Origin of the sequence: Streptomyces sp. SID13031, from assembly GCF_010548305.1 — a bacterium.
In the GTDB taxonomy this organism is placed as follows: Bacteria; Actinomycetota; Actinomycetes; order Propionibacteriales; family Kribbellaceae; genus Kribbella.
The window spans coordinates 897508-924091 of the sequence record NZ_JAAGLV010000001.1; the positions used below are offsets into that span (position 1 = coordinate 897508).

The 26584-nt window shown below is 68.2% G+C and carries 29 protein-coding genes, 1 tRNA gene and 1 riboswitch; of the genes, 22 read left to right on the forward strand and 8 right to left on the reverse strand.

From position 1 onward, the window contains the following. Window positions 1-57: 57 nt before the first annotated feature. The gene (locus tag G3I17_RS03845) at window positions 58-1743 is read right to left on the reverse strand and encodes a ribonuclease J (RefSeq protein WP_164593967.1); all 1686 of its coding nucleotides are present in this window, start codon (window positions 1741-1743) and stop codon (window positions 58-60) included. Between the two features lie 139 nt (window positions 1744-1882). After that, entirely contained in the window at window positions 1883-2770 is an 888-nt protein-coding gene (locus G3I17_RS03850) for a PD-(D/E)XK nuclease family protein (protein ID WP_164593970.1), read from the reverse strand. A gap of 151 nt (window positions 2771-2921) precedes the next feature. Here G3I17_RS03850 and G3I17_RS03855 point away from each other — a divergent pair, with 151 nt between their 5' ends. The 6 genes from G3I17_RS03855 to G3I17_RS03880 all read left to right on the forward strand — a co-directional run bounded on the left by G3I17_RS03855 (window position 2922) and on the right by G3I17_RS03880 (window position 9594). Beyond that, window positions 2922-3773 (forward strand): intradiol ring-cleavage dioxygenase, encoded by an 852-nt coding sequence (locus G3I17_RS03855; protein ID WP_164593973.1) that lies wholly within the window; start codon window positions 2922-2924, stop codon window positions 3771-3773. A gap of 35 nt (window positions 3774-3808) precedes the next feature. Beyond that, a complete protein-coding gene (locus G3I17_RS03860) occupies window positions 3809-4960 on the forward strand; it encodes a site-2 protease family protein (RefSeq protein WP_203589650.1) in 1152 nt (383 codons plus the stop codon). A 671-nt stretch (window positions 4961-5631) separates the two neighbouring features. After that, window positions 5632-6588, forward strand: a complete 957-nt coding sequence (locus tag G3I17_RS03865) for a tRNA (adenine-N1)-methyltransferase (RefSeq protein WP_164593975.1) — start codon at window positions 5632-5634, stop codon at window positions 6586-6588. 75 nt (window positions 6589-6663) lie between these two features. Further along, entirely contained in the window at window positions 6664-8403 is a 1740-nt protein-coding gene (arc, locus tag G3I17_RS03870; protein ID WP_343238191.1) for a proteasome ATPase, read from the forward strand. Window positions 8404-8531: 128 nt separating this feature from the next. Next, on the forward strand, window positions 8532-9176 hold the full coding sequence (locus tag G3I17_RS03875) for a hypothetical protein (RefSeq protein ID WP_164593980.1): 645 nt from the start codon (window positions 8532-8534) through the stop codon (window positions 9174-9176). Window positions 9177-9255: 79 nt separating this feature from the next. Further along, a complete protein-coding gene (locus G3I17_RS03880) occupies window positions 9256-9594 on the forward strand; it encodes a hypothetical protein (protein ID WP_164593983.1) in 339 nt (112 codons plus the stop codon). On the opposite strand, the gene G3I17_RS39660 is transcribed toward G3I17_RS03880, so the two are convergent. Genes G3I17_RS39660 through G3I17_RS03900 form a run of 4 tightly spaced genes read right to left on the reverse strand, consistent with a single transcriptional unit; the run spans window position 9591 to window position 12446 of the window. After that, the gene (locus G3I17_RS39660) at window positions 9591-10523 is read right to left on the reverse strand and encodes a sigma factor (RefSeq protein WP_203589651.1); all 933 of its coding nucleotides are present in this window, start codon (window positions 10521-10523) and stop codon (window positions 9591-9593) included. The two genes, G3I17_RS03880 and G3I17_RS39660, sit on opposite strands and share 4 nt — an antisense overlap. A gap of 48 nt (window positions 10524-10571) precedes the next feature. Continuing rightward, complete coding sequence (locus G3I17_RS03890) at window positions 10572-11315, reverse strand: aminoglycoside phosphotransferase family protein (protein ID WP_164593985.1); 744 nt, start codon at window positions 11313-11315, stop codon at window positions 10572-10574. Continuing rightward, a complete protein-coding gene (locus G3I17_RS03895) occupies window positions 11312-11809 on the reverse strand; it encodes an NUDIX domain-containing protein (RefSeq protein ID WP_164593989.1) in 498 nt (165 codons plus the stop codon). Before G3I17_RS03895 ends, G3I17_RS03890 begins: the two co-directional genes overlap by 4 nt. Window positions 11810-11819: 10 nt before the next feature. Continuing rightward, on the reverse strand, window positions 11820-12446 hold the full coding sequence (locus G3I17_RS03900) for an SDR family NAD(P)-dependent oxidoreductase (protein ID WP_203589652.1): 627 nt from the start codon (window positions 12444-12446) through the stop codon (window positions 11820-11822). Between the two features lie 73 nt (window positions 12447-12519). On the opposite strand from G3I17_RS03900, the gene G3I17_RS03905 reads away from it, so the two are divergent. The 16 genes from G3I17_RS03905 (at window position 12520) to G3I17_RS03980 (ending at window position 25067) form a co-directional block, all read left to right on the forward strand. Next, window positions 12520-12900 (forward strand): MerR family transcriptional regulator, encoded by a 381-nt coding sequence (locus G3I17_RS03905; RefSeq protein WP_343238192.1) that lies wholly within the window; start codon window positions 12520-12522, stop codon window positions 12898-12900. Window positions 12901-12957: 57 nt separating this feature from the next. Then, the gene (dop, locus tag G3I17_RS03910) at window positions 12958-14478 is read left to right on the forward strand and encodes a depupylase/deamidase Dop (protein WP_164593991.1); all 1521 of its coding nucleotides are present in this window, start codon (window positions 12958-12960) and stop codon (window positions 14476-14478) included. A 77-nt stretch (window positions 14479-14555) separates the two neighbouring features. Then, on the forward strand, window positions 14556-14765 hold the full coding sequence (locus G3I17_RS03915; RefSeq protein WP_164593993.1) for a ubiquitin-like protein Pup: 210 nt from the start codon (window positions 14556-14558) through the stop codon (window positions 14763-14765). Between the two features lie 8 nt (window positions 14766-14773). Beyond that, on the forward strand, window positions 14774-15613 hold the full coding sequence (prcB, locus tag G3I17_RS03920; RefSeq protein ID WP_164593995.1) for a proteasome subunit beta: 840 nt from the start codon (window positions 14774-14776) through the stop codon (window positions 15611-15613). 31 nt (window positions 15614-15644) lie between these two features. Further along, entirely contained in the window at window positions 15645-16520 is an 876-nt protein-coding gene (prcA, locus tag G3I17_RS03925; protein WP_164593997.1) for a proteasome subunit alpha, read from the forward strand. Next, window positions 16517-17128 (forward strand): NUDIX hydrolase, encoded by a 612-nt coding sequence (locus G3I17_RS40370; RefSeq protein ID WP_164593999.1) that lies wholly within the window; start codon window positions 16517-16519, stop codon window positions 17126-17128. The genes prcA and G3I17_RS40370 overlap by 4 nt, the downstream gene beginning before the upstream one ends. 49 nt (window positions 17129-17177) lie before the next feature. Further along, the gene (locus tag G3I17_RS03935) at window positions 17178-17813 is read left to right on the forward strand and encodes a GNAT family protein (RefSeq protein ID WP_164594001.1); all 636 of its coding nucleotides are present in this window, start codon (window positions 17178-17180) and stop codon (window positions 17811-17813) included. A gap of 5 nt (window positions 17814-17818) precedes the next feature. Continuing rightward, window positions 17819-17910: riboswitch (ZMP/ZTP riboswitch) on the forward strand. A gap of 44 nt (window positions 17911-17954) precedes the next feature. Next, on the forward strand, window positions 17955-18788 hold the full coding sequence (locus tag G3I17_RS03940) for a bifunctional 5,10-methylenetetrahydrofolate dehydrogenase/5,10-methenyltetrahydrofolate cyclohydrolase (protein ID WP_164594231.1): 834 nt from the start codon (window positions 17955-17957) through the stop codon (window positions 18786-18788). Window positions 18789-18857: 69 nt separating this feature from the next. Continuing rightward, window positions 18858-19226: a chorismate mutase gene (aroH, locus tag G3I17_RS03945; RefSeq protein WP_164594003.1), complete on the forward strand. Its 369-nt coding sequence runs from the start codon at window positions 18858-18860 to the stop codon at window positions 19224-19226. Then, window positions 19223-20296, forward strand: coding sequence for a prephenate dehydrogenase (locus tag G3I17_RS03950; protein ID WP_164594005.1), 1074 nt, complete (start codon window positions 19223-19225; stop codon window positions 20294-20296). The genes aroH and G3I17_RS03950 overlap by 4 nt, the downstream gene beginning before the upstream one ends. Window positions 20297-20306: 10 nt before the next feature. Next, window positions 20307-20993, forward strand: coding sequence for a (d)CMP kinase (gene cmk / locus G3I17_RS03955; protein WP_164594008.1), 687 nt, complete (start codon window positions 20307-20309; stop codon window positions 20991-20993). Next, a complete protein-coding gene (locus tag G3I17_RS03960) occupies window positions 20990-21721 on the forward strand; it encodes a lysophospholipid acyltransferase family protein (protein ID WP_164594011.1) in 732 nt (243 codons plus the stop codon). The genes cmk and G3I17_RS03960 overlap by 4 nt, the downstream gene beginning before the upstream one ends. Then, the gene (gene der / locus G3I17_RS03965) at window positions 21714-23096 is read left to right on the forward strand and encodes a ribosome biogenesis GTPase Der (RefSeq protein WP_164594013.1); all 1383 of its coding nucleotides are present in this window, start codon (window positions 21714-21716) and stop codon (window positions 23094-23096) included. The genes G3I17_RS03960 and der overlap by 8 nt, the downstream gene beginning before the upstream one ends. Before the next feature lie 70 nt (window positions 23097-23166). Beyond that, window positions 23167-23243: transfer RNA gene (locus tag G3I17_RS03970), tRNA-Pro, on the forward strand. A gap of 46 nt (window positions 23244-23289) precedes the next feature. Continuing rightward, on the forward strand, window positions 23290-24069 hold the full coding sequence (locus tag G3I17_RS03975; RefSeq protein ID WP_164594017.1) for a hypothetical protein: 780 nt from the start codon (window positions 23290-23292) through the stop codon (window positions 24067-24069). A 68-nt stretch (window positions 24070-24137) separates the two neighbouring features. After that, complete coding sequence (locus G3I17_RS03980; protein WP_164594020.1) at window positions 24138-25067, forward strand: trypsin-like peptidase domain-containing protein; 930 nt, start codon at window positions 24138-24140, stop codon at window positions 25065-25067. Here G3I17_RS03980 and G3I17_RS03985 read toward each other — a convergent pair. After that, window positions 25057-25590, reverse strand: coding sequence for a GNAT family N-acetyltransferase (locus G3I17_RS03985; RefSeq protein ID WP_164594023.1), 534 nt, complete (start codon window positions 25588-25590; stop codon window positions 25057-25059). The two genes, G3I17_RS03980 and G3I17_RS03985, sit on opposite strands and share 11 nt — an antisense overlap. A 321-nt stretch (window positions 25591-25911) precedes the next feature. After that, window positions 25912-26571: an MBL fold metallo-hydrolase gene (locus G3I17_RS03990; protein WP_164594026.1), complete on the reverse strand. Its 660-nt coding sequence runs from the start codon at window positions 26569-26571 to the stop codon at window positions 25912-25914. Window positions 26572-26584 lie beyond the last annotated feature (13 nt).

The following is a 26584-nucleotide window of genomic DNA, read 5'->3' on the forward strand; positions in this document are numbered from 1 at the left end:
CGGGCCGGTTGGGATCGAGGGGGCGGTGCGGTCTGTACGGGCTGTGCGGGCTGAAGGTCAGGCGTCGATGACGACGGGGATGATGACCGGGCGACGGCGCCAGTGGCGCCAGGTCCAGTTGCCTACCGCTCGCCCGACGAGCTCCTCGAGGGCGTTGGCGTCGCCGATGCTCTCGGAGGCCGCCTTGGCGAGGGTCTCCTCGATGACCGGGATGACGTCCTTGAAGGTGGTGTCGTCGTGCTTGAAGCCCCGGGCCAGGAAGTCCGGGGGCTCGGCCAGGTGACCCGTGTTGGCGTCGACGAGCATGACGACGGTGACGACGCCTTCTTCGGCCAGGGCCCGGCGGTCCTTCAGATTCGCCTCGGTCACGCCGCCGACGGTCATCGCGTCGACGTAGACGTAGCCCGCCTCGACCTTGCCGGTGATCTTCGCGCGGCCGTTGTCAAGGTCGACGACGACACCGTCCTCGGCGATGATCACGCGATCGGCCGGTACGCCGGTGCTGACCGCGAGCGCCGCGTTGGCCTTCAGATGCCGGAACTCGCCGTGCACCGGCATCACGTTGCGCGGCTTGACCAGGTTGTAGCAGTAGACGAGCTCGCCGGCGCTGGCGTGCCCGGAGACGTGCACCTTGGCGTTGCCCTTGTGCACGACGTTGGCGCCCCAGCGGATCAGCCCGTTGATCAGGCCGTAGATGGCGTTCTCGTTGCCCGGGATCAGCGAGCTGGCCATCAGTACGGTGTCGCCCTCGCCGATCCGGATCATGTGGTCGCGGTTAGCCATCCGGGCCAGGGCGGCCATCGGCTCGCCCTGCGAACCGGTGCAGATCAGCGTGACCTTGCGGTCGGGGAGCTTCTCCAGCTCCTTCAGGTCGACGATCAGGCCCTTGGGGATCTTCAGGTAGCCGAGGTCGCCGGCGATGCCCATGTTGCGCACCATCGAGCGGCCGACGAAGGCGACCTTGCGGCCGCCGGCCTTCGCCGCGTCCAGCACCTGCTGGATCCGGTGCACGTGGCTGGCGAAGCTGGACACGATGATCCGGCCGGGGGCGGTCCGGAAGACCGTGTCGATCGCCGGGCCGAGGTCCTTCTCGGCGGTGGTGAAGCCCGGCACGTCGGCGTTGGTCGAGTCGGTCAGGAACAGGTCCACGCCCTCTTCGCCGAGCTTGGCGAAACCGCGCAGGTCGGTCAGCCGCTTGTCGAGCGGGAACTGGTCCATCTTGAAGTCGCCGGTGTGCAGGACGGTGCCGGCCTTGGTCCGGATCGCGACCGCGAGACCGTCCGGGATCGAGTGGTTGACGGCGAAGAACTCGGTGTCGAACGGGCCGAGCTTGCGCCGGTCGCCTTCCTTGACCTCGATCGTCTTCGGCGTGATCCGGTGTTCCTTGAGCTTGGACGTGATGAACGCCAGCGTCAGCCGGGAGCCGACCACCGGGATGTCGGCGCGCTCCTTCAGCAGGTAGGGCACACCGCCGATGTGGTCCTCGTGACCGTGGGTGAGGACGATCGCCTCGATCTTGTCCAGCCGGTCCCGGATCCAGCCGAAGTCGGGCAGGATCACGTCGACGCCGGGCTGGTGCTCCTCGGGGAACAGCACGCCGCAGTCGACGACCAGCAACCGGCCGCGGTGCTCGAACACGGTCATGTTGCGGCCGATCTCACCGAGACCGCCCAGAGCGACCACGCGGAGTGCGTTGTCGGGGAGGCGGGGCGGCTGGCCGAGGTCGGGATGCGGATGACTCATAGTGCGGACCGTATCCGAGACCGGTGGTTGTCACCGGCATCGACCGGGTGTGAGCAGAAACTCAGGCGGATGCTAGCGGGCCCTGAGCGGCGCTCTGAAGTGCTGTTCGGCAGGCTGGATCGAGGCGCTGCGGGGGTGCTCATCCATCCGCTCCGACCAGGTCGACGCCCGCGGACTCCTGGGCGACCTCCTCCACCGAGCGGTTCGGGAGCGGCGGCGGCGTCCCGCCCCAGGCGGGACAGATCGCCTTGTGGTCGCACCAGTCGCACAGCGGGCCCTTGTTCGGCCGCCAGTCGCCTGACTCCAGGGCGCGGGTGATCGCGGTCCAGAGCGCGCCCACCTTGCGTTCGCAGGCGAGCAGGTCGGCCTCGTCAGGCACATAGCGGACGATCTCGCCGTTGCCGAGGTAGACCAGCTGCAGCATCGCCGGCACGACGCCACGCAGCCGCCACAGCACGAGTGCGTAGAACTTCATCTGGAACAGCGCCTTGGCCTCGAAATACTCCGACGGCGACCGGCCGGTCTTGTAGTCGACCACCCGGATCTCACCGGTCGGCGCGACGTCGAGACGGTCGACATACCCCCTGAGCGTGAGGCCTGACTCCAGCTCGGTCTCGACGTACAGCTCTCGCTCGGCCGGCTCCAGCTGGTTCGGGTCTTCGAGGGTGAAGTACTTGCCCAGCAGCGTGTGGGCCTCGGCGAGCCACTTGGCCAGGTCTTCGCCGTCCGCGTCCTCGGCGAACAGCTCCGCCACCTCGGGCTCGGCCTCGAGCAGTTTCTGCCATTGCGGCTCCAGCATCTCGGCAGCGTGCTCGAGGGTGCGCTGGCCGCGGGGCAGGTCGAAGAGGCGCTCCAGCACGGCGTGCACCACTGTGCCCCGGACCGCCGCCGACGAAGGCTTCTCCGGCAGCCGGTCGATCACCCGGAACCGGTACTTGAGCGGGCAGCTCATGAAGTCCGCCGCCCGGGACGGAGACAGCGCTCCGTTCGGGTGGCCGTGCCTGTCGACTGCTGCTGCAACGCTCATGCCGCCCAGGCTAGGCGAGACCACCGACAGTCGGGGCCTTCGGCGCACGGGTTGTGGATAACGGCCTCACAGCGAACTCCCAGCAGGCTTTCGGCAAACCATCGGTCCCGATCGGCATTCTGGATCCATCAGCAAGGAGAGGGAGACCGAGATGCATGACCACGACAGAGGCCTCGAGTACGACCTGGGCATGCTCCGCCGGCGCAACGTCCTGCGCCTGTTCGCCGGAGCAGGCCTGGCCGTGGTCGCCGGCTGCGCGGCCGGCAACAGCACATCGAGCGGCTCAACTCCGAGCACATCTGGTGCCACGAGCGGTGCATCCCCGAGTGCCACCAGTACAACGAGCAGTACGCCGTCGGCGACCGCATCGGCCGTCGACGTTGACGAGATCCCCGAGGAGACGGCCGGTCCCTATCCGGGCGATGGGTCCAACGGGCCGAACGTGCTCACCGAGTCGGGCATCGTGCGGAGCGACCTCACCAAGAGCTTCGGCAGCGCGACGGGCGTCGCCGCAGGCATCCCGCTCACGGTCGAACTCGTAGTACTGGATGCAGCCAAGGACACCGCGCTGCCCGGTGCCGCCGTCTACCTCTGGCACTGCGACGCGGAGGGCCGCTACTCGCTCTACGACGGGGAGATCAGCGGCGAGAACTACTGCCGCGGAGTCCAGGCTGCCGATGCGACCGGGAAGGTCACCTTCACCACGATCTTCCCCGCGGCGTACCAGGGGAGATGGCCGCACATCCACTTCGAGGTCTACTCGTCGCTGTCCGAGGCCACGGCGGCCGGGAAGATCAGTGCGACCTCACAATTGGCCCTGCCGGCCGAGGCGTGCAACGCGGTTTATGCCACCGCGGGGTACGACGGAAGCGCGCAGAACATGGCAAACACGTCGCTGCAGAACGACAATGTGTTCCGCGATGACGGCGCCGTACACCAGTTGGCGACGATGAGCGGCGACGTGAAGGCGGGGTACTCCGCGCGGCTTACGGTGGGTGTGTAGCGCGCTGTTACCACGGGACCAGTAGCGTTGCCTCGATGTCCGAGCCGCGTGATCCTCAGAGTCCCGCCCAGCCCGCCGGTCCGACCCCCGGTACCTGGGTGCTCGGTCGCGTCAGGGGAATCAAGCTGACCATGCGCTTCACCTGGCTGCCGGTGGCGATGCTGCTGGCACTGGGGTTCTCCAGCGTCATCGGCGCGCAGTTCCCGGAGCTGGGCGCCTGGCGGTACGTCGCGTCGTTCGCCTTCGTGGTCGCGTTCACCGCGTCGATCCTGGTCCACGAGCTGGCGCACGCGCTGGTGGCGCTGCGGTTCGGGATCAACGTGTCGGAGATCAACCTCGGGTTCTTCGCGGCCGGCACGCACATCGAGGGGGAGCGGAAGACCCCCTTCGAGGAGTTCGCCATCTCCGTGGTCGGCCCGCTGGCTTCGCTGCTGGTCGGCGGTCTGGCATACCTCGGCTCCCGCGTGGCGGACGAGGGCGTCGGGTACGTCGCACTGTTCGAGCTAGCCATAGCCAACCTGATCGTCGGCGTCACCAACCTGCTGCCGGGCCTGCCGCTGGACGGCGGCTGGGTACTGCGGGCCTTCGTGTGGAAGCTGACCGGCAACATGCACACCGGCACGATCGCGGCCGCCTGGGCGGGGCGCGTGATCGCCATCTCGGTCCTCGCGGCGCCGGTGATCCTGGAGCAGGTCTTCGACCGCCAGCCCACGATCATCGACTTCATCATCGCGCTGGCGGTCGGCTTCTTCCTCTGGATGGGGTCCACCGCGTCGCTCATGCAGGCCCGGCTTCGGCGCAAGCTGCCTGCCCTGCAGGTACGAGGGCTGGCTCGCCGCGCGATCGCAGTACACGCCAGTACGCCGATCTCGGAGGCAGTACGACTCGCGGCCGGTGCGCAAGCCGGTGCCGTCGTGGTCATCGACGGCGACGACAAGCCCCACGCGCTCGTCTCGGAGTCGGCCGTCAACGCGGTCGCCCAGAGCCAGCGCCCGTGGACCACGGTTGGCGAGGTCGCCACCAGGATCGGCGCCGGCCACATCATCGGCGTCAACGACACCGGCGAGGAGATCCTCGCCACCCTCCGCGAGAACCCCGCCTCGGAGTACCTCGTCCTCGACGCCGACGGCCAGATCTACGGAGTCCTCGCCACCGCCGACATCGAACAAGCCTTCCGCAACCGCTGATCCCGATCCTGGCCGATTGGGCTGGGGCTGGGCTGGCTGGTTGGGGGGCCCGCGCTAAGGGTGCTGTGGATCCGGGGTGCTGTGCCAGGGGTGCTGTGGATTGGGTCGCCGGGCTGCGAAATGGTCCTAGTCGCGGCGGCGCGCGTCAAGAGCGCTGCGCGTCCCTTCGGGATCGAACAAGTTCGACTCTTGACACGCACCGCCGCGACCAGGGAAGGACGCAGCTATCCCGGAGCCGCTGCAAAGACTGACCACGATGAATTGATGACCGTCGTCGTGAGGCTGGCCGCCATCCGGGTCCGTAGGCTCTCGCGATCGCCCGGCTAGCCGGCAGTTGGCCGCCGGGCGGTGAGTCGAGCTGGGCGAACGCCGTTCGTCGGCGGCTGACGCTCTACAGGTCGCCAGCGGCCGAACAACCCGCCAGCCGAGCCCGGAAACCGTCAAGGAAGGGCTTCGGTGGAAACAAACTTGCACCTGGCGACGAAAAGTTTCCCACTCAACCCTCCTCACCCCCACCCGACCCCGCAACCCGGCCGACTTCACCGTCATTTCCCCGCGACTCGGCCGGCGTGTCAGGCGGAGCGTCGGTCGCCGGGTTGGTTGCGGAGTGGGCGTCGGGGCATCGGTCGCATTCTGAGGTCGTTGGGGTGGCGAAGTAGGGTGAGCCTCTTATGTCTGATCTTCGTGATTTTCCTGATGCTTCGTTCTCCGGGGTGCACCACGGGCCGCTGCAGGCCGGTGAGTGGATCACCCTGTCCGACTCCAAACAACGCCGGCACTCGGTGTTCCTGGAGCGGGGGAAGGTCTTCCACACCACCAAGGGCGGGATCGAGCACGACGAGCTGATCGACGGCCCCGACGCGGTGGTGGTCCGCTCCAAGGGCGGCGTCGAGTACTTGGCGCTGCGCCCGCTGATGGCCGACTACTCGGTCTCGATGCCGCGCGGAGCGGCCGTGATCTACCCCAAGGACACCGCCCAGATCGTGACGATGGCCGATATCTTCCCGGGCGCGAAGGTGGTCGAGGCCGGGGCCGGCTCGGGCGCGCTGACCACCGCGCTGCTGCGCGCGGTCGGGATCCACGGGCAGGTGATCTCGTTCGAGCGCCGCGAGGACTTCGCCGAGGTCGCCCGCAAGAACGTGACCGGCTTCTTCGGCGCGGAGCACCCGGCCTGGCGGCTGCAGGTCGGTGACCTGGTCGAGTTGCTGGACGAGGAGGACGTCGACCGGATCGTGCTCGACATGCTGGCACCCTGGGAGTGCATCGACGCCGCCGCGGGCGCCCTGGTACCGGGCGGCGTGTTCTGCGCGTACGTCGCCACCACGACCCAGCTGAGCCGCGTTGTGGAGACGCTGCGGGCGCATGGCGAGTTCACCGAGCCGCGGGCCTGGGAGTCACTCGTGCGGGACTGGCATGTCGAAGGGCTGGCCGTCCGGCCTGGCCACCGGATGCAGGGCCACACCGCATTCCTGGTCACCGCGCGGCGGATGGCGCACGGCGTACAGGCGCCTCGGAAGAAGCGGCGGCCGGCGCCGGGTGCATACGGCGACGACTATTCCGGGCCCCGCAAGTCCGATACACCTTCCGACACGCCCGTGACAACCGATTCATCCGCAACCGACACGTGATGGGATTCAGCTTGCTCGGTGAGCTTTTCTGGGTAAGGTCCATAGGGTCGAGCCCCACATGGTGAGGTGATGATCGTGGCTGGAGACGAGAGTCCTACCGCGGCAGAGCTGCGTAACCAGGTCCGTTACCTGGAGGCCGAGGTCGCAGCGTTGCGGCGGAGGTTGTTGGAGCACCCGGCAGACAGCCGGTCGCTCGAGAGCAGACTGTCCGAAACCCAGGCGTCCTTGTCGAGTGTGACCGCCCAGAACGAACGGTTGGCGGACACACTGCGCGAGGCCCGTGAGAAGATCATCGCCCTGAAGGAGGAGGTCGACCGGCTGGCACAACCGCCATCCGGTTTCGGTACCTTCCTGGGCCGCAACGACGACGACACGCTGGACGTGTTCACCGGGGGCCGCAAGCTCCGCGTCGCGGCGAGCCCGTCAGTCGACCTGGACGGGCTACGGCTCGGCCAGGAACTGATGCTGAACGAGGCGCTGAATGTCGTCGAGGCCTGCGATTTCGAGGTCGTCGGCGACGTGGTGATGCTGAAGGAGCTGCTGGCCGACGGCGAGCGGGCACTGGTGATCGCGCAGGCCGACGAGGAACGCATCGTCCGGCTCGCCTCGCCGCTGCTCGACATCGCGCTGCGGACCGGCGACTCGCTGCTGCTGGAGCCCCGCTCCGGCTATGTCTACGAGAAGATCCCGAAGTCTGAGGTCGAGGAGCTGGTGCTCGAAGAGGTCCCGGACATCGACTACACCCAGATCGGTGGCCTGGCCGGCCAGATCGAGCAGATCCGGGACGCGGTAGAGATGCCGTACCTGCACAAGGACCTGTTCCTGGAGCACGAGCTGAAGCCGCCGAAGGGCGTCCTGCTCTACGGCCCGCCGGGCTGTGGCAAGACGCTGATCGCGAAGGCGGTGGCGAACTCACTGGCCAAGAAGGTCGCCGAGCGGACCGGGGTGGAGGGCGGCAAGTCCTTCTTCCTCAACATCAAGGGTCCGGAGCTGCTCAACAAGTACGTGGGTGAGACCGAGCGGCACATCCGCCTGGTCTTCCAGCGCGCCCGGGAGAAGGCTTCCGAGGGCATGCCGGTGATCGTGTTCTTCGACGAGATGGACTCGCTGTTCCGCACCCGCGGTTCCGGTGTCTCCTCCGACGTCGAGAACACCATCGTCCCGCAGTTGCTGAGCGAGATCGACGGCGTCGAAGGCCTCGAGAACGTGATCGTCATCGGCGCCTCCAACCGCGAGGACATGATCGACCCGGCGATCCTGCGGCCGGGCCGGCTGGACGTGAAGATCAAGATCGAGCGGCCGGACGCCGAGTCCGCCCGCGACATCTTCTCGAAGTACCTGACCACCAGTCTGCCGTTGCACCCCGAGGACGTGAGCGAGTTCGGTGGTGACCGGCGCGAGTGCGTGAACGGGATGATCCAGCGCACGGTCGAGCGGATGTACACCGAGGCCGACGAGAACCGCTTCCTCGAGGTCACCTACGCCAACGGTGACAAGGAGGTCCTGTACTTCAAGGACTTCAACTCGGGCGCGATGATCCAGAACATCGTCGACCGGGCCAAGAAGATGGCGATCAAGGCCTTCCTCGACGACGGCCAGAAGGGTCTGCGGGTGCAACACCTGCTGCAGGCCTGCGTCGACGAGTTCAAGGAGAACGAGGACCTGCCGAACACGACCAACCCGGACGACTGGGCCCGCATCTCCGGCAAGAAGGGCGAGCGGATCGTCTACATCCGTACGCTCATCTCCGGTAAGCAGGGCACCGAGCCGGGCCGGTCGATCGACACGGCCACGAACACCGGTCAGTACCTGTAACCAGCTCCACGACAGCCGCCCCGGTCCGGATTTCCCGGACGGGGGCGGCTGTTGCTTTGGCCGCCCGCTCATGTTTCCGTAGGCGACAAGGGGAAGGGCCTGGGGGAGGTTCTACAGGGGGTATCAGGATGCTGCAGTCGGTCCTGACGTTGATGGTCTTCGGGCGGCTGGTCGACGGGCAGATCGAGGTTGAGCACGTCCTCACTCTCGAGACCGCAGCTGCGCAGTGCGGCACGAATCTCCCCGGGACGCGGTTGGATCTGATCGACGACGTGGGGCGGATCGTTGCGACGGCGCCGGTGCAGGTGATCGAGACGGCGGTCTGCGGCGACGGGACTGGCGGCTGTGGCGGAGGCTGCGCGGCTGGCGGCCCGGTGACGTCCGGGGTGATCTGTGCGGTGATCCCGGAGCCGCCGCGGGGCACGACCCTGCGCATCGTGCGCGATGAGGAGGAGACCTGGATCCGCGAGCCTGCCGGTGCTCCGCCGCGCGTAGAGGGCATGCAGGGCTCTGTCGAGGGCGACTGGGTCCGCCTGACCTGGCAGGAGGAGGTGTACGTCGACAGGCCGCTCCGGTTGCTGCGCTGGTCGGCCGACGAGGGGGAGAGCTGGCAGGTACTCGCTGGTGCACTCGATGCGGGCGAAGCGACCGTGCCGGTGGCGCCTCTGCTGTCAGGGCCGGCCTTGATCCAGGTGATCATCTCGGACGGCTTCGATACAGCTGTGAGCGAGTGGTCGCGGCTCGACGTCCCCGTACCGCACCGCCGGGGCTGACCTTGGCTTGCTGTGGCAGAGGGGTGGGTCGGGGGTTTCCCCGATAGCCGAGGACCCGTCGCCGCCGTACCTTGCTGGTATGGCGACGGACGAGATTCGCAAGGACCTGCGCGCTGCGGTGGCGGCGCGGCAGGAGCTGGGGCCGGAGTACGAGTTCGAGGTGATCGAGGGGTTCCTGGCGAAGCTCGACGCGCACACGGCCCAGCACCTGGCCACGCCGCCGGTACAGGCTCCGAAGCCGAGTCGCGAGGGCGACCCGGGTGGGCTCGCCCTAGCGATCGTCTCGGTCACCGCGGGCATCCCGATCACGGCAATCGCTGCGGCTCAGGAAGGTGCCGCCGTCATCTTCATCTGCTGGGGCGGCCTGGTCGGCATCAACCTGGCCCGCTCGATCTCCCGCTTCATCGGCCGGAACTAGTTTTTGACCGGCACCGGACGGCCCTGCTTGTCGAAGGCGCGGACCTGCAGCTTGTAATCGACGGTCAGGATCATCACCTCGTTGGCGCGACTGTCGACGTAGGCGAACCCGCCGGCGACGACACCGGTGGTCCAGGGGCCGCTGCCACCCTTCCAGACCATCCGCGACTGCACGCGGGCGATCTCGGGCCGGACGCGGTAGAAGCCCCAGTTCTGGACCGAGGCGTACTTGTCGTTCTTGGCCGCAGCGAACGGGTTGCCGGCCAGCATGATTACGCCTTGGGCACGGGTGGGTGACTTCGCCCAGGTGGCGTCCCAGACAGGGGCGGTCAGGTTGGTCGTCACGCAGACGGCCACACCCTTGCTGAACCTCGCGTCAGGCCCTGCAGGCCCCTTCAGCAGCAGGACCACACTCTTGTCCGCCGGATCCGGACCCTTGACCTTGCGTGACCACAGCACCTCGGGCTGCCCGGTCACAGCGCAGTCGGACAGCCCCTCCGTCTGCTCAGCGGGGGAGACACGGCCGAGATCGATGTCCTTCAGCAGCGGGAGAGGAGGTTGTGTGTTACCAACGGTGAAGGTGGGTGTGGAGCCAGCGATCGGCGGCAGGCTCTCGTGCTTGCCGTTCGTCACGGCGATTGTGCCGGTCAGCGGGCCGGGTGGGTTGCGCTGGAAGCGTCGCCAGGTGCTCAGGAACGTCGTCTGCACGACGTCCTCGGCGGTGTTCCAGGAGGCGGTCCGCCGGAACGCGAACGCGTGCACGTCGTTCGCATAGCGATCGAACAGCTCGCCCAGCGCCAGCTGGTCACCTTGCCGCAGCCGCTCCCAGACCTCGTGGTCCGGGCCCGGGTCAGGGCCAGGCGAGCTCCCGGGGCCTGCGGATCCGGTGGCCATGGCGGGCTCCGTCTCGTCGGTCAGGATGATCTTCACACCGGGTAGTGACCGGCCATCCTGCCGATGGTTGCATCCGTTGTTTGATTACAGCCGGTCCGAGATCTCCGCGAGACCGCTCTCCACGTCCGCCGGCAGGTTGATCAGGAGCCCGCGGTGCACTCTGTACCAGGGTGCTAGCCGGTGCCAGTCGAGCGCCCGCTGCCGCAGTACCGGCGTGATTTCGTAGGTCTCGGCCAGGCCGGTCACGATCCCGGCCGGAGCGTCGTTGAGCAGCCAGGAGAGGTCGAGGGCGGGGTCGCCGATCTCCGCGTCGGTCCAGTCGATCACGCCGCCGATGCGGCCGTCCCGGACTAGTACGTGCTCGGAGCCGAGGTCGGCGTGGACCAGCGCCGTACGGGTGCTGGCTACGCGCGCGAGGAGTTCGATAGCGGTCCGGCGCAAGCCCTCTGGCAGCAGGGGGATGACCTGGGCCCGGCACTCGTCGAGGAATAGCGAGTTGTCCGCTGCGGCCGTCTCTGCGTCAACAGCGCCACGCGCTACCGCCTCGGCTGCGTCTACGGCGTGGAGAGCTCGTAGGAACTCGCCGAGCTCGCGGCCGAGCGCAGTACTGCCGACTTCGAGTGGCTCACCGATCAGGACTCGGTGGCGTACGCCGTACTCGGTCGGCTCGGGCACTGGTACCGGTACTGGCAGTTGCGGGGCCAGCCAAGGCATGAGGCGGGTCTCGGCGAGTAGTCGCGGGCGGACCTCCTCGCGGCGGGGCTCGCGGTTGAGCCAGTCGCCGTCCAGCCAGGCGTGGCTGTCCCAGCCGTTGTCGGTGATCGTCACTGGGTGTAGGCCCGGACCAGTGGGCCGAGGAGGGCGACGGTGTCGGGCATGAAGGGCCACTCGTCGAACTTGGCGACCAGGTCGGACGGGGACATCCAGGCGCCCCACTCGACCTCCTCCGGCTGGTGCTTCACCGGGCCGTCCCAGACGCAGGTGTAGAGGTAGGCACGGTAGGTGGTGTGCTCGTCGGCGTAGTCGCCCTCCGGCAGCCGGGTCAGCTCGACACCGGTGATGCCCAGCTCCTCATCCAGCTCGCGCACGACCGCGTCGTACGGGTCCTCACCGGCGGAGACGACACCACCGGCGGCGAAGTCGTAGCGATGCGGGTAGACGTCCTTGGTGGGCGTCCTGCGGTGCACGTAGATCTCACCGGCACTGTTCCGGACCAGTACGCCGGTAGCGCCGTGGCGCAGGTTGTCGCGCCGCATCACGGAGCGTGGTGCTGACCCGCAGACCGCTCCGTCTTCATCGACCAGTGCCACCAGCTCTTCCATGTCCGCAGTCTCACACGACGCCGGTGTAGTGCACCTCCTGTTTCCAGTCGGCCCGCAGCTGCTGGTGCAGAGCCCAGTACTGCTCGGCGATGGCGTCCGGGTCGAACGCAGTACCGGGCGCGACGGCGCCGTAGACAGTCACTGTGGCGGCGTGCAGACCGTCTGCGCCGTACGTCTGGTCCAGCAGGCCCACCAGCGCCCTGACACCGGCCTTGCCGAGCGAGAGGCTCACGTAGTCCGGCTTGGTCTCCGGCATCCCACCGGTGATCAGGAAGGAGCCACCACCGTTCGCGACCATCGCTGGAGCGAGTTGGCCGGCCGCGGTGATCGCACCGCCGACGTTCACCGCCCAGGCATCCAGCTGCTCGCGCAAAGACAGCTCACCGATCCGGTCGGCCGCGATCTTCGCAGCGTTGTAGACGACGACATCTGGCGTCCCCAACTCGGCAACGACCTGGTCCAGGGCGGCCCGCAGCGCCAACTCGTCCGTACTGTCCGCAGCCAGCGTCAGCGCAGCTCCTGCAGCCTCCGGACGCCGCCGCGCGATCAACGCGACCGGTAGCCCCTCCCGCTCGAACCTGTGTCCCACCGCCTGCCCGATCCCGGGCCCGGCCCCGATCACCACAACTCCCGGCATGTCTGCTCCTCCTGAGGTGTTGTTATTGGTGGTCGGAACCGTAGGCCGTGACATCGGTGTGAAGGTCAAGAACGTGAGGAGCGAGCATTTGCTGATCGGAGAGTTGTCGACCCGAACCGGTGTGAGCAGAAGGCTGCTCCGGTACTACGAGCAGCAGGGCCTGCTCGAGCCCAAGCGTCAGACCAACGGCTACCGCGAGTACTGCGAGCGCGCACCGGCCGTCGTCGGACACATCCGCAACCTGCTCGCAGCCGGACTGCCGACGACGATGATCGTCCGCCTGATCGACTGTGTGCACGGCGATCCGGAGCGGCCGGTGCTGTCCGGATGCCCGGGCATGGTCGACGGACTGGCCGCCGAGCAGGCCCGGGTCGCCGAGGAGATCGAGCGGCTCAGGCAGTCCCAGCAGGCGCTCGGCGTACTGCTCGCGGCGGCGGCGCACGGACCGCGGTGACGCCGGGATCGAGACGAACACCCGCTTTGGTCGGTTCGACCGCGTAGGCTCGTGAGCATGAGTGTTCGGCGGATCATGGGGACCGAGACCGAGTTCGGCATCTCGGTTCCTGGCCAGCCCGGGGCCAACCCGATGCTGACTTCGAGCCAGGTGGTGAACGGCTATGCCCAGACGCAGCCCCTGGCGCGCAAAACCCGGTGGGACTTCGACGAGGAGCACCCGCTGCGGGACGCGCGTGGCTTCGACCTGAGCCGGGAGGTGGCCGACTCCAGCCAGCTCACCGACGAGGAGACCGGGCTGGCGAACGTCATCCTCACCAACGGCGCCCGGCTGTACGTCGACCACGCCCACCCGGAGTACTCCGCGCCCGAGTGCACCAACCCGCGCGACGTGGTGGTCTGGGACAAGGCCGGCGAGCTGGTGATCATGGAGGGCGCGCGGCAGGCCCGGCAGATCCCCGGTGCGCCGCCGCTGAACCTGTACAAGAACAACACCGACAACAAGGGCGCGTCGTACGGGTCGCACGAGAACTACCTGATGCGCCGGTCCACGCCGTTCGCGTCGATCGTGCGGCACCTGACGCCGTTCTTCGTCAGCCGCCAGGTGGTCACCGGCGCCGGCCGGGTCGGGATCGGCCAGGACGGCAGCACCAACGGCTTCCAGATCAGCCAGCGGGCCGACTACTTCGAGGTCGAGGTCGGCCTGGAGACGACGCTGAAGCGGCCGATCATCAACACCCGCGACGAGCCGCACGCCAACCCCGACCGGTACCGCCGGCTGCACGTGATCATCGGCGACGCGAACCTGTCCGAGATCTCGACGTACCTGAAGGTCGGCACCACGTCGCTGGTGCTGGCGATGATCGAGGACGGCTGGCTGACCGCCGACCTGTCCGTCGACCGCCCGGTCAGCGCGCTGCACGAGATCAGCCACGACCCGACCTGTACGCACCTGATGACGCTCAAGGACGGCCGCAAGATCACCGCCGTCCAGCTCCAGGTGGAGTATCTGGAGCAGGCCCGCAAGTACGTCGAGGACAAGTACGGCGACGACGCCGACCGGCAGACCAAGGATGTCCTGCAACGCTGGGAAAGCGTTCTCGACCAGCTCGCGACGGACCCGATGCAGCTGTCCGACCAGCTCGACTGGGTGGCGAAGTACAAGCTGCTGCAGTCCTACCGCGACCGCGACGGGCTGGAGTGGGACGACTCGAAGCTGCACCTGGTCGACCTGCAGTACGCCGATCTCCGCCCGGACAAGGGGCTGTACTACAAGCTGGTGAAGTCCGGCCGGATGCAGCGTCTCGTCACCGACGAGGAGATCCGGATGGCCGTCTCGCACCCGCCGACCGACACCCGCGCGTACTTCCGCGGCCGCTGCATGCAGCAGTACGCCGGTCAGGTCGCCGCCGCGTCCTGGGATTCGGTGATCTTCGACCTGCCGGGGCGTGAATCGCTTCAACGGATCCCGACCCTCGACCCGTTGCGTGGCACGAAAGCGCACGTCGGAGCGTTACTGGACCAATGCGACACCGCGAGTGACCTGGTTCGCACCATCACTGGGGGTGCCGCCGGGTAGGGTCTGCCGTAGAAGAAAAACACTGCGAGAGCCGGTTGGGTGGCCGTCGCAGACGGCTGTTCTAGGAGGTGTGTGCCATGGCGAAAGACGGCGGACAGCAGCACAAGCAGCCGAAGCGCTCGTCGACCGAGGAAGAGGTCACCGAGGTCAAGTCCGGCGAGGACGTGGCCGAGCGCAAGGAACGGCTCGACGACGATGTGGACTCGATCCTCGACGAGATCGACGAGGTGCTCGAGGAGAACGCGGAAGAGTTCGTCCGCGGCTTCGTGCAAAAGGGTGGGGAGTGAACCGCTAGATGACATTCGATGCCTCCGGCCGGTTGCCGGAAGCCTTCCTGACCCCAGGTGGCTCGTCCTTCATGGACTTCCTGGCCGGGCACGCGCCCGACCTGTTGCCCGGACGGCGCGACCTGGGGACGGGTGATTTCGGCAAGGACGTCCCGCACGGTACGACGATCGTCGCCGCCACCTTCCCCGGTGGCGTCGTGATGGCCGGCGACCGGCGCGCCACGATGGGCAACATCATCGCCCAGCGCGATATCGAGAAGGTCTTCCCGGCCGACGAGTACTCGTGCGTCGCGTTCGCCGGGACGGCGGGCCTCGGGATCGAGATGGTGCGGCTGTTCCAGGTCGAGCTGGAGCACTACGAGAAGCTCGAGGGCACCACGCTCAGCCTCGACGGCAAGGCCAGCCGGCTGACCGCGCTGATCCGCGGCAACCTGCCGATGGCGATGCAGGGCCTGACCGTGGTTCCGCTGTTCGCGGGCTACGACCCCGACATCAAGGGCGGCCGGATCTTCTCCTACGACCCGACCGGCGGCCGGTACGAGGAGCGCGCTTTCCACAGCGTCGGCTCGGGCTCGCTGTTCGCGCGGGGCGCGCTGAAGAAGCTCTACCGCGAAGATCTGTCCGAGACCGAGATCGTGACGGTGGCCATCCAGGCCCTCGTCGACGCGGCCGACGACGACTCGGCGACGGGTGGTCCGGACATGCTGCGGCGGATCTTCCCGGTGATCGGCGTGGTCACCGCCGACGGCTACCGGCGGCTGCCGGCCGAAGAGGTCGGCGGGCTCGTCGACACGGTCATGGCGGCCCGGCAAGAGCGCCCGGACGGCCCGGCCGCGCCCATCACCTGACCACCATCGACTGATAGAGGACGACCCCTAGATGAGTACGCCGTTCTACGTCTCGCCCGAACAGTTGATGCGGGACCGGGCCGACTTCGCGCGCAAGGGCATCGCCAAGGGCCGCAGTGCGATCGCGCTGCAGTACGCCGATGGCATCTTGTTCGTGGCCGAGAACCGATCCCCGGCGCTGCACAAGGTGGCCGAGATCTACGACCGACTGGCCTTCGCCGCCGTCGGCCGGTACAACGAGTTCGAGAACCTGCGGATCGCCGGCGTGCGGCTGGCCGACATGCGCGGGTACTCCTACGACCGCCGCGACGTGACCGGACGGGCCCTGGCCAACGCCTATGCCCAGACGCTCGGCGCGATCTTCTCCTCCGGAGGTGAGAAGCCGCTCGAGGTGGAGATCCTGGTCGCCGAGGTCGGCGCGACCGCGGCCGAGGACACGATCTACCGGCTCACCTACGACGGCTCGATCGCGGACGTCCGCGGTTACGCCGTGATGGGTGGCCCGGCCGAGCAGGTCGCGGAGTACGTCGGTGAGCACTACTCCGAGGGCATCTCACTGGCGGGGGCACTACGCCTCGCGGTGGATGCGCTCGGCCACGAGGGCACCGACGTGCGGCAGCTCGAGCCGGACCAGATCGAGGTCGCCATCCTCGACCGGAGCCGCACCCAGGTGCGCAAGTTCAAGCGGATCAACGACGAGACGCTGGCCCGGATCCTGGCCGAGTCCCGTCCGGACACGTCCCCGGTGGAGCCGGTCGCGCACGCCGAGTCGGCCGAGACGGTCAACGGCGGCAGCTACGAGAGCAAGACGGCGAGCGACAAGAGGGACGACGCCCCGGTGGCGCCGCCCGCCGACGACGCTCCGATCGCCCCGCCGGCAGACCCGGATACCGACCGCCCGCTGTGACGGACTCTTCGCCGTCCGCCCCAGGCTCCACGCCGGGGGCGGACGGCGTACGTCCAGGCGACCCCGAGCCGTGGGTGTTGCTGGGGGAGGAGCCTGGGTACGACGGGTTTCTGACCGTACGCAGGCGCCGGTACAGGTTAGCCGACGGCCGGGAAGCCGACTGGGACGTCTTCGGTCCGGCGCTCAGCGCGGGAGTGATGGGTGGCGTCGCGGTGCTCCCGCTGACGCCGGACGGGCGGATCGTCACCGTGCGGATGTTCCGGGCCGGCCCCGACCAAGTGGTCACGAACCTGCCCGGCGGGTTGATCGACCCGGGCGAGGATCCGGTGGATGCCGGCCGGCGTGAGCTGGAGGAAGAGACCGGCTACACCTGCGAATCGATCGAGGTGGTGGGCTGGATGTGGTCCGGTTCCTCCTCGGTTTACCGCAAGTACGTCGCGATTGCGCGCGGCTGCCGCCCGGACGGCAAACAATCCCTCGACGACTTCGAGGACTGCGTACCGGTCGAGCTCACGCCCGCCGAGTTCCGGACCGAGCTGCGCACCCCGGGAGCGATGACCGGCACCGACGCCGCCTATGTGGCGCTCGACCACGCAGGCCTTCTCTAACCCCGCAAACCAGTTGCCCGAGGTCTGGCGGCGGCCCGAGTATTGCCACGTGCTGACTGACCACTGGCCACTGCGCCGGCTCTGCCTCACCACCGACCGTCTCGTCCTCCGGCAACCGACCGAGGAGGAGCTGGCACTCGTGGCCGACCTCGCCGCGAGCGGCGTCCATCTGCCCGGCGAGCGCCCGTTCCTCACGCCCTGGACGGATCTCGCGCCGGCTGAGCGCGCACTATGGGTGATGCAGCAGCATTGGGCGAGCCGGGGCAGCTGGGCGCCGGACGACTGGTCGCTGGGTCTAGCCGTCTTCCGTGACGAGATCCCGGTCGGGCAGGTCTACCTGGGAGCGCGCCAATTCGCGGTACTTCGGGAGGTACGGACCTCGTCGTGGCTCGGCCTGGCCCACCACGGGCAGGGGTACGGGACCGAGGCCCGGACGGCGCTGCTGCACCTCGCCTTCGCGGAACTCGGCGCGGAGGCGGCCTTGTCGGAGGTCTTCCAGGACAACCACGGATCCCAGGCGGTCTCCCGCAAGCTCGGTTACCGGCCGGACGGCATCTCGCGCGACGTGCTGCATGGCGAGCCGGTGATCTCGGACCGGCTGCGGCTCACGCGCGCCGATTGGCAAGGTCACGCCGTACAGGTCGAGGGGCTGGAGCAGTGCAGGAGCTTCTTCGGCGGGCAGTAAACTTCTCCACGGACCGCGACTGGCGTTGAGGTGGATGACCACCGGGGAACGGTCTGCCGACCGGTGTCGGCTGGAGCCGCGCGCCTGGGCATACGAGTTTTTCGTCGATGCCTGGAGGAACGTGCTGTGACGGCCAAGTTGATGGTTGGGACCGATCTTGCTGCCGAGCTGGTGGTGAGGGCGGGGGAGCGGGCCAGGAAGCTGCAGGACGAGACCGGCGTGCAGGCGTGTCTGGCGGCTGTGCTGGTGGGGGACGACCCGGCGTCGGCGACCTACGTGCGGATGAAGCAGAACCGGAGCAAGAAGGCCGGCATCGGGTCGCGGAGCGTGGTGTTGCCCGCGGCGACGACCACCGAGGAGTTGGTGGCCGAGCTGCGGAAGCTTTCGGATGACCCGGCGGTGCACGGCATTCTGTTGCAGCACCCGGTGCCGGCGCAGATCGACGAGCGGGCCGCGTTCGAGGCGATTGCTCCGGGCAAGGATGTCGACGGCGTCACCATGCACGGGTTCGCCGCGATGGCGTTCGGTGAGCCCGGCTTCGTCTCCTGTACGCCCGGTGGCATCCTGCGCTTGCTGCAGGCGTACGATGTGCCGCTGGAAGGGGCGCACGCCGTCGTCATCGGCCGCAGCCCGATCCTCGGCAAGCCGATGGGAATGTTGCTGCTGGCATCGAATGCGACCGTCACCTACACGCACTCGAAGACCCGCGACCTGGCCGGCATCGTCCGTACCGCGGACATCGTGGTCGCCGCGGTCGGCCGGGCGAACTTCGTCCGGGGCGACTGGCTGAAGCCCGGTGCGGTCGTGATCGATGCCGGATACAACGAAGGCAACGTCGGCGACGTCCACTTCGACGAGGCCGCCGAGGTGGCGAGCCTGATCACCCCGGTCCCCGGCGGGATCGGACCGATGACCATCGCACTGCTGCTGGAGCAGACCGTCGACGCCGCCGAGGCGCAGAATCCGAGACGGTGACGCACTGGCTGGACGTTCTGTCCTAGGGTTGAGACCAATCACGCATCACCGATCTAGGAGGCAGACGCTGTGGCGGTACGGGCGATCCGCGGAGCCACCCAGCTCGAGGTGGACGAGCGCGAGCATCTGCTCGAGCGGTCCGCCGAGCTGGTCAGGGCCGTGCTGGAGGCCAACGACCTGGAGTCCGAGGACCTGATCAGCATCCTGTTCACCGTCACGCCGGACCTGCACTCGGAGTTCCCGGCGGTGGCCGGCCGGCAGATCGGGCTGACCGACGTACCGCTGATGTGCATGCAGGAGATCGACGTACCGCACGCGTTGCCGCGGGTGGTCCGGATGATGGTGCACGCCGAGTCGGCGCGGTCACGGGACAAGGTCCAGCACGTCTACCTGCATGGAGCCGTCAGCCTGCGCCCCGACCTGACCGGCGCCCAGTGACAGAGCTGCGCGGCCCCGTCCGGATCGTCGGAACCGGCCTGATCGGTACGTCGATCGGCCTGGCCCTCGGGCGACTCGGCGTCGTCGTGGAGCTCATCGACGCCCACCCGGACAACGCTTTGATGGCCGAGCGGATCGGGGCCGGCTCGCGGCTGGTCCAGATCGAGCCTCAATTGGTAGTGGTCGCAGTCCCGCCGGACCACGTCGGCGCGGTCGTCGCCGAGCAGCTCCAGCAGACCGACGCGATCGTCACCGACGCCGCCAGCGTCAAGTCGAAGCCACTCAACGACGCCCGCGCCCTGGTCGCCAAGCCCGAAGACCTCTCCCGGTACGTCGGCAGCCACCCGATGGCCGGTTCCGAGCGGAGCGGCCCGCTGGCCGGCCGGGCGGACCTCTTCGACGGCGCGACCTGGGCGATCACCCCGCACGAGACCAGCGACCCCGCCGCGGTCGAACTGGTACGACGCCTCGCCGAGGCCGCTGGAGCCCGCACGGTGGAGCTGTCCGTCGCCGACCACGATCTCGCCGTGGCTCGCGTCTCGCACCTCCCGCAGCTGATGTCCTCGCTGGCCGCCGGCACATTGGTCGACGCGCCCGCCGCGCACCTCGAGCTGTCCGGGCAAGGTGTTCGCGACGTTACCCGGATCGCGGCCGGCGACCCCGGGCTGTGGACGCAGATCGTCTCAGCGAACTCGCCCGCTCTCAGTGGCCTGCTGGAGCAGATTCGCGACGAGCTCGACCGGCTGCTGATTGCTCTGGGCAAGGAAGAGTCGACGGACGAGGTGACCGCGGTACTGAACCGTGGAGTCTCCGGCGCGATCCGGGTTCCCGGCAAGCACGGCTCCCCGCACATCGAGCTGGTACCGGTCCTCGTCACCATTCCCGACCGGCCCGGTCAGCTGGCCCGGTTGTTTGCGGATGCGGCCGAGTCCGGCGCCAACGTCGAGGATCTGCGGATCGACCACAGTCCGGGCCGCCCGATCGGTGAGGTCGAGCTTTCGGTCAAACCGGCGTCGGTGGATCAGCTGGTCCGGGTACTGACCGAGCGGGGCTGGGCCGTCCACCGGTAATCTTCAGGCCATGATCATCGCAGTCGACGGCCCGAGCGGGTCCGGTAAGTCGAGCACGGCCCGTGGAGTCGCCACCCGGCTCGGTCTGCAGTACCTGGACACCGGCGCGATGTACCGGGCGGTGACCTGGTCGGCGCTCGAGTACGGGCTCGACCTGGACGACCTCGCGGCGGTCGCCGAGCGCGCCCGCGCAGTAGTGCTGTCGATCAGCACCGATCCACAGCGGGCCCGGTTCGCTGCTGACGGGGTGGACGTGACCGAGGCGATCCGCGATCCCCGGATCAGCGCCAGCGTCAGCAAGATCGCCACCAACCTCGACGTACGGGCCGAGCTGATCCGCCGCCAGCGTGAGCTGATCGACGCGGCTCAGCCGACCGGTGGCGCGGTGGTCGAGGGGCGCGACATCGCGACGGTGGTGGCGCCGCAGTCTGAGCTGAAGGTGCTGCTGACCGCGGACCAGGACGCCCGGATGGCCCGCCGCAAGGCCGAGCTGGCCGACGGCTCGGTGACCGCCGAGCAGCTGCGGGACCAGATCGTCCGGCGCGACGCCGACGACTCGACCGTCTCGCAGTTCCAGGTGGCCTCCGACGGCGCGGTGGAAATCGATTCGACCCACCTGACGTTGGAAGAGGTCATCGACGTGATTTGCCGACTCGCGAAGGAGGCTGAGGCCGTGCCGAGCGACCGAACTTCATGACTGCTGACGAACTGACCGGGCAGCAAGACCTGCCCCGGACCGATGACCTGCCGGCCATACCGTACCGGTTGGGCAGTGTCGTACGTCACTTGGTCGAGCCGTACATCCGGTGGCGCTACGAGTTGACCATCCACCACGAGGAGCGTTTCCCGGCGAGCGGCCCGGTCCTGGTCGCGCCGAACCACCTGGGCCTGCTCGACGGGCCGTTACTGGGGGCCACGGCGCCCAGAATGATGCACCAGCTGGGCAAGGTCGAGGCCTTCCACGGGCTGCAGGGGTTCCTTCTGCATCGCGCTGGGCAGATTGCCGTCGACCGTTCGGAGTACGACATCCGGGCGATCCGCCGGGCGATCCAGATCCTGCGCGGGGGCCGGGTGCTGAGCGTGTATCCCGAAGGGACCCGCGGTCCCGGCGACTTCCGCCAGGTGCGCGGCGGAGTGGCGTACCTGGCGATGGTCACGGGTGCGCCGATCCTGCCGGTGGCACTGCTCGGGACTCGCCGGCCAGGTGGCGATATCGAGGTCTATCCGCCCAAGGGCAGCCGGGTCGACGTGGTGTATGGCGAGACCTTCACGGTTGACCGCGTATCATTTCCCCGGAGGCATGTCGACGTACGCGCGGTTGCCGACCAGATCGGCGACGTGTTGCGGGCTCATGTGCAGGCGGCCGTCGAAGCCACCGGCCACCCGCTACCGGGCAAGCCAGACCATAAGGATCCTGATGAGTGACCTGCCCACCGGCTACGAGTTCGACGCGGAGCCGACCCACGACCGCGAGGACCTGGGCCCGCTGCCCGTGGTGGCGATCGTCGGCCGGCCGAACGTCGGCAAGTCGACGCTGGTGAACCGGATCATCGGCCGCCGCGAGGCTGTGGTCGAGGACACCCCGGGCGTTACTCGCGACCGCGTCTCGTACGACGCCAACTGGGCCGGCCGCGGCTTCACGCTGGTCGACACCGGCGGCTGGGATCCGGACGCCGTCGGCTTCGCCGCGCTCGTCGCCGCCCAGGCCGAGGTCGCGATCAACGCCGCGGACGCGGTGCTGTTCGTGGTCGACGCGACGGTCGGCATCACCGACTCCGACGAGGCCGTCGTCCGGGTGCTGCGCAAGGCGGGCAAACCGGTCGTACTGGCCGCCAACAAGGTCGACGACGCCCGCGTCGAGGCCGAGGCGATGAACCTGTGGAGCCTGGGCATCGGGGAGCCGTTCCCGATCTCCGCGATGCACGGCCGCGGGACAGGCGACATGCTGGACGCAGTGCTGGCCGCGTTGCCGGAGGCACCGGCCGAGCGGGACGCTCAGCTCGGTGGCCCGCGCCGGGTCGCGATCGTCGGCAAGCCGAACGTGGGCAAGTCCTCGCTGCTGAACAAGGTGGCGAAGGAAGACCGCGTCGTCGTCAGCGAGGTCTCCGGTACCACCGTCGACCCGGTCGACGAGGAGATCACCCTCGGCGGCAAGCAGTGGCGCTTCATCGACACCGCCGGCATCCGGCGCAAGGTCAAGAACGTGCAGGGGCACGAGTACTACGCCAGCCTCCGCACCAACAGCGCGATCGAGCGGGCCGAGGTCGTCGTCGTCGTGATCGACGCGTCCGAGCCGATGACCGAGCAGGACCTGCGGATCATGAACACCGTCGAGGAAGCCGGTAAGGCCCTCGTCATCGCCTACAACAAGTGGGACCTGGTCGACGAGGACCGGCGCTACTACCTCGAGCGCGAGATCGACCGCGACCTGGTCCAGTTCCGCTGGGCGCCGCGGGTCAACATCAGCGCGATGACCGGCCGCCACATGGAGAAGCTCGTACCGGCCATCGAGGCCGCTCTGGACGGCTGGCAGACGCGCGTCCCGACCGGCCAGCTGAACGCGTTCCTGGGCCGTCTGGTCGCCGCCCACCCGCACCCGGTGCGCAGCGGCAAGCAACCGAAGATCCTCTTCGGCACCCAGGCGACAACGATGCCCCCGACCTTTGCGATCTTCACCTCGGGCGCCTTCGAGCCGTCGTACCAGCGCTTCATCGAACGCCGCCTCCGCGAGGACTTCGGCTTCGTCGGCAGCCCCGTCCACGTCCAGATCCGCCCCCGCGTGAAGAAGCTGAAACACTAGGACCGCTGGTCAAAACTGCTCTCCGAATGGGGTAAGGTTTACCCCGGTCGTCCTCCCGGGGACGACCGTTCGGGCTGTAGCGCAGCTTGGTAGCGCATCTGGCTGGGGGCCAGAGGGTCGCAGGTTCAAATCCTGTCAGCCCGACCATAAAGAGGGGCACCGATCTGTCGGTGCCCCTCTTTATGGTCTCCGTATGAACACGATTGGGGACAAGCGCAGTTGGAGCGATGCCCAACTGCGTAAGGCGGTTGAGGACAACAGGTCTTGGCGGGCGGTTGCCCGCGCTCTGGGTCTGAAGGACACCTCCGCGGGTGTGATTCGCACCATCAAGCGGCATGCGCTCAGGCTTGAGTTGGACAGCGAACACTTCACCGGGCAGCGCCGATGGACAGATGGTCAGCTTCGTGAAGCTCTGCTTGGATCGACCTGCTGGAGCGAGGTCTTCGTCAGCCTTGGAATCTCCGACAGCGGTCAGGACCGAGTCCGGATCAAGGGGCATGCCGTCCGGCTCGATCTCGACTGCAGCCACTTGAAGACGCCACACCGTGCGTCGATGACGGGCGAGGTGTTCGACCAGCCGGTTCAGCCGGAAATGCTCAGTGCTGCGGCACCAGGCATTGCCATGGCGTGGTTCGCCATGCGTGGTTGCGCGGTCGCGTTGCCTGTCGAACCGCAGTTGTATGACCTCTTGGTGACCACTAAGGATGGTATCCAGCGGGTGCAGATCAAGACGGGTGTCCGCGCAAACGGTCGGGGCCGCTGGAGCGTCGGTGTGGGGCGGCGCCCGTACCTGCTCGACAAGTCGGCCGGCAAGATGCCCTACGATCCGGATTCTCTCGACCTGTTCTTCATCGTCCTCGGTGACGGCAGCATCTACGTGATCCCGAGTTCCGTCCTCGCCGGGCGAGTCGGGATCTATGTCGACACCTACCTGCCGTATCGCGTAGGTGATGCCTCCGGCGTCGTGAGCTGAGGGGGAGAAGCCGTCACCACACTCGCCGACTTGATTGCGGAGTAATGATGTAAGCAGGAGGCGGCGAGATGATGGATGACGATGTGTTGGATGCGTACTCCCGGGTGGTGTCGGGGGTGGCGGAGCGGTTGATTCCGCGGGTGGCGAGTCTGCGGGTGCAGGGGCGGCGGGGTGACTCGTCCGGGTCGGCTGTGGTGCTGACCGGTGACGGGCATCTGCTGACGAACGCGCATGTTGTCGGTGATGGCAGCAGCGCGACGGCGGAGTTCGCGGACGGTACGGCGGCGCAGGCGCGGGTTATCGGGGTGGACCGGCTGTCCGATCTCGCGGTACTGCGGGCTGACCGGGAGATCCCCGACCCGCCGGAGTACGGCGACGCGGACAAGCTCAAGGTCGGCAATCTCGTGGTTGCCGTGGGCAACCCGCTGGGCCTGGCCGGGAGCGTGACGGCCGGGGTGGTGAGCGCTCTCGGGCGATCGCTGCCGGTCCGGTCGGGGACGGCGAGCCGGATCATCGAGGACGTGATCCAGACCGACGCGGCGCTCAACCCGGGCAACTCCGGCGGAGCGCTTGCCGATGGCAACGGTCGCGTGATCGGCATCAACACGGCGGTCGCGGGCATCGGTCTCGGCCTGGCCGTGCCGATGAACCCGACCACCCGCAGGATCATCTACGCGTTGCTGCATGACGGCAGAGTCCGCCGCGCCTACTTGGGCTTGGTCACCACCCCGGCCCCGCTACGCCCGCAGTTGGCGGAGCGCTTCGGTCAACGGAGCGCGCTGCGCGTGGTCGAGGTGATTTCCGGCAGTCCGGCCGCGGAAGCCGGCTTGCGCCAAGGCGACCTGGTCCTCGCGGTAGACGGCACTCCGCTGCGAGACGCCCAATCCCTCCAACGCCAGCTCTTCGCCGACGCGATCGGGCGTCGTACTGAGATCACCGCAGTCCGCAATGACGCCCTGGTCGACGTCGTCGCCGAGCCGGCCGAGCTCACCGACTGAGCGGAGCCTTGAGTAGTACGCCGGTGCCTGGCTTGAGTGGGGAGTTGGGGAAGGTGAAGTTGCGGGTGACTTCGGTGAAACCCAACCTCTGGTGGAGGTCGAGGGTTGCGTTGTTGGCGAGGTTCGCGAAGTAGTGGATCTCGTCGGCGCGTTCGGCCGTCCAGCGCATTCGGTCGAGGGTGAGCAGCTCGCCGATCCCGTACCGCCGCCAGGTCGGCGCGACGATCAGGCCGACCAGGTAGTAGCCGGTTGGGGCCGTTGGATACTCGGGGGTGAGTTCGTAGTGAAATACGCCGCCGTAGCCGATCACTTCGGATTCTGCGCAGGCGACCGCGACGTACCGGTCGGCCTGCTCGAGATCGGTGAGCAACCGCTCTCTGCGGTCCTCGGCGGATCCGCCAGTGCGGGTGACGATCAACTCGGCGCAGACAGCGAGATCCGCGGCGACGGCCGGTCGTACCGAGATCGCGCTCTCTGTAGGCCGGCGGGTCGAGTCGGGGTCGTAGGGCGCGAAACCGTTCATGAACGCCGAGCCTAGGGCGCAAGCGCGATCGAAGGCTTCGGTGCCCGCAGGTTCGGGCCGTTGCCGAGGTGGGCAACTACTTTCGGTGTGACTAGAGTCGCGGTGAGCAATCTACCGGACCGCCCTCTGGAGACCGTCATGCGTCGTCGTACCTTGCTGGGCTCGATCGTTGCCGCTCCGTTGGGGGCGGCGGTGCTTGGCCAGACGAAGCCCAGCTGGAAGAGGCTCGCGGCATCCTCTGACGCTCACCCGCTGCACGCCCAACGGCGCGAGCGGCCACCGTCGACGGGCCCGCCAGCTGCAGACGTACCAGTTGCGGATCTACCAGCCGCGGGTGCGCCACTCTCCGAGGGATGGGCGTTCGGTGCCGAGGGTGGTGTCGGCGCCGTGGCCTGGGTAGACCCAGGTCTCGTCGGGGAGGCGGGCGAAGAGTTTGGTCTCGACGTCGTTCAGCAAGGACTCGAAGTTCGCCTTGTTGCCGCGGGTGTTGCCGACGCCGCCGGGGAACAGGGAGTCGCCGGTGAAGAGGTGCGGCGGGCCCGTCGGGTCGTCGTACAGGAGGGCGATCGAGCCGGGGGTATGGCCGACCAGCTGGATCACTTCGAGGCTGAGCTCGCCGAAGTGGATCCGGTCGCCGTCGCCGACGGGCTCGTCCGTGTGGACCGGGATGCCTTCGGCGTCGTCGCGACCGGCGACGGTCGCGGCGCTCGTCCGGGCGACCACCTCGGCGAGTGCCTGCCAGTGGTCCGGGTGCTGGTGGGTGGTGATGACGCGGCTGATCCCGCCCTCGCCGATCACCTTGAGCAGCGTGCCGGCCTCGTCGGCGGCGTCGATCAGCACCTGCTCGTCGGTGATCCGGCTGCGTAGCAGGTAGGCGTTGTTGTTCGTCGGGCCCACGGCGACCTTGGTGATCATCAGCTTGGCCAGCTCGTGCGTCTGCGCCGGCCCGCCGACGTGGACGTTGCCGTGATACTCCGTCATGCGTTCTCCCTAA

Excerpts from the sequence above, each read along its gene's own strand:
- G3I17_RS03845 (WP_164593967.1), bottom strand. The coding sequence starts at position 1,743 with ATGAGTCATCCGCATCCCGACCTCGGCCAGCCGCCCCGCCTCCCCGAC.
- G3I17_RS03850 (WP_164593970.1), bottom strand. The coding sequence starts at position 2,770 with ATGAGCGTTGCAGCAGCAGTCGACAGGCACGGCCACCCGAACGGAGCG.
- G3I17_RS03855 (WP_164593973.1), top strand. The coding sequence starts at position 2,922 with ATGCATGACCACGACAGAGGCCTCGAGTACGACCTGGGCATGCTCCGC.
- G3I17_RS03860 (WP_203589650.1), top strand. The coding sequence starts at position 3,809 with ATGTCCGAGCCGCGTGATCCTCAGAGTCCCGCCCAGCCCGCCGGTCCG.
- G3I17_RS03865 (WP_164593975.1), top strand. The coding sequence starts at position 5,632 with ATGTCTGATCTTCGTGATTTTCCTGATGCTTCGTTCTCCGGGGTGCAC.
- G3I17_RS03875 (WP_164593980.1), top strand. The coding sequence starts at position 8,532 with ATGCTGCAGTCGGTCCTGACGTTGATGGTCTTCGGGCGGCTGGTCGAC.
- G3I17_RS03880 (WP_164593983.1), top strand. The coding sequence starts at position 9,256 with ATGGCGACGGACGAGATTCGCAAGGACCTGCGCGCTGCGGTGGCGGCG.
- G3I17_RS03895 (WP_164593989.1), bottom strand. The coding sequence starts at position 11,809 with ATGGAAGAGCTGGTGGCACTGGTCGATGAAGACGGAGCGGTCTGCGGG.
- G3I17_RS03900 (WP_203589652.1), bottom strand. The coding sequence starts at position 12,446 with ATGCCGGGAGTTGTGGTGATCGGGGCCGGGCCCGGGATCGGGCAGGCG.
- dop (WP_164593991.1), top strand. The coding sequence starts at position 12,958 with ATGAGTGTTCGGCGGATCATGGGGACCGAGACCGAGTTCGGCATCTCG.
- G3I17_RS03915 (WP_164593993.1), top strand. The coding sequence starts at position 14,556 with ATGGCGAAAGACGGCGGACAGCAGCACAAGCAGCCGAAGCGCTCGTCG.
- prcB (WP_164593995.1), top strand. The coding sequence starts at position 14,774 with ATGACATTCGATGCCTCCGGCCGGTTGCCGGAAGCCTTCCTGACCCCA.
- prcA (WP_164593997.1), top strand. The coding sequence starts at position 15,645 with ATGAGTACGCCGTTCTACGTCTCGCCCGAACAGTTGATGCGGGACCGG.
- G3I17_RS03940 (WP_164594231.1), top strand. The coding sequence starts at position 17,955 with ATGGTTGGGACCGATCTTGCTGCCGAGCTGGTGGTGAGGGCGGGGGAG.
- cmk (WP_164594008.1), top strand. The coding sequence starts at position 20,307 with ATGATCATCGCAGTCGACGGCCCGAGCGGGTCCGGTAAGTCGAGCACG.
- G3I17_RS03960 (WP_164594011.1), top strand. The coding sequence starts at position 20,990 with ATGACTGCTGACGAACTGACCGGGCAGCAAGACCTGCCCCGGACCGAT.
- der (WP_164594013.1), top strand. The coding sequence starts at position 21,714 with ATGAGTGACCTGCCCACCGGCTACGAGTTCGACGCGGAGCCGACCCAC.
- G3I17_RS03975 (WP_164594017.1), top strand. The coding sequence starts at position 23,290 with ATGAACACGATTGGGGACAAGCGCAGTTGGAGCGATGCCCAACTGCGT.
- G3I17_RS03980 (WP_164594020.1), top strand. The coding sequence starts at position 24,138 with ATGATGGATGACGATGTGTTGGATGCGTACTCCCGGGTGGTGTCGGGG.
- G3I17_RS03985 (WP_164594023.1), bottom strand. The coding sequence starts at position 25,590 with ATGAACGGTTTCGCGCCCTACGACCCCGACTCGACCCGCCGGCCTACA.
- G3I17_RS03990 (WP_164594026.1), bottom strand. The coding sequence starts at position 26,571 with ATGACGGAGTATCACGGCAACGTCCACGTCGGCGGGCCGGCGCAGACG.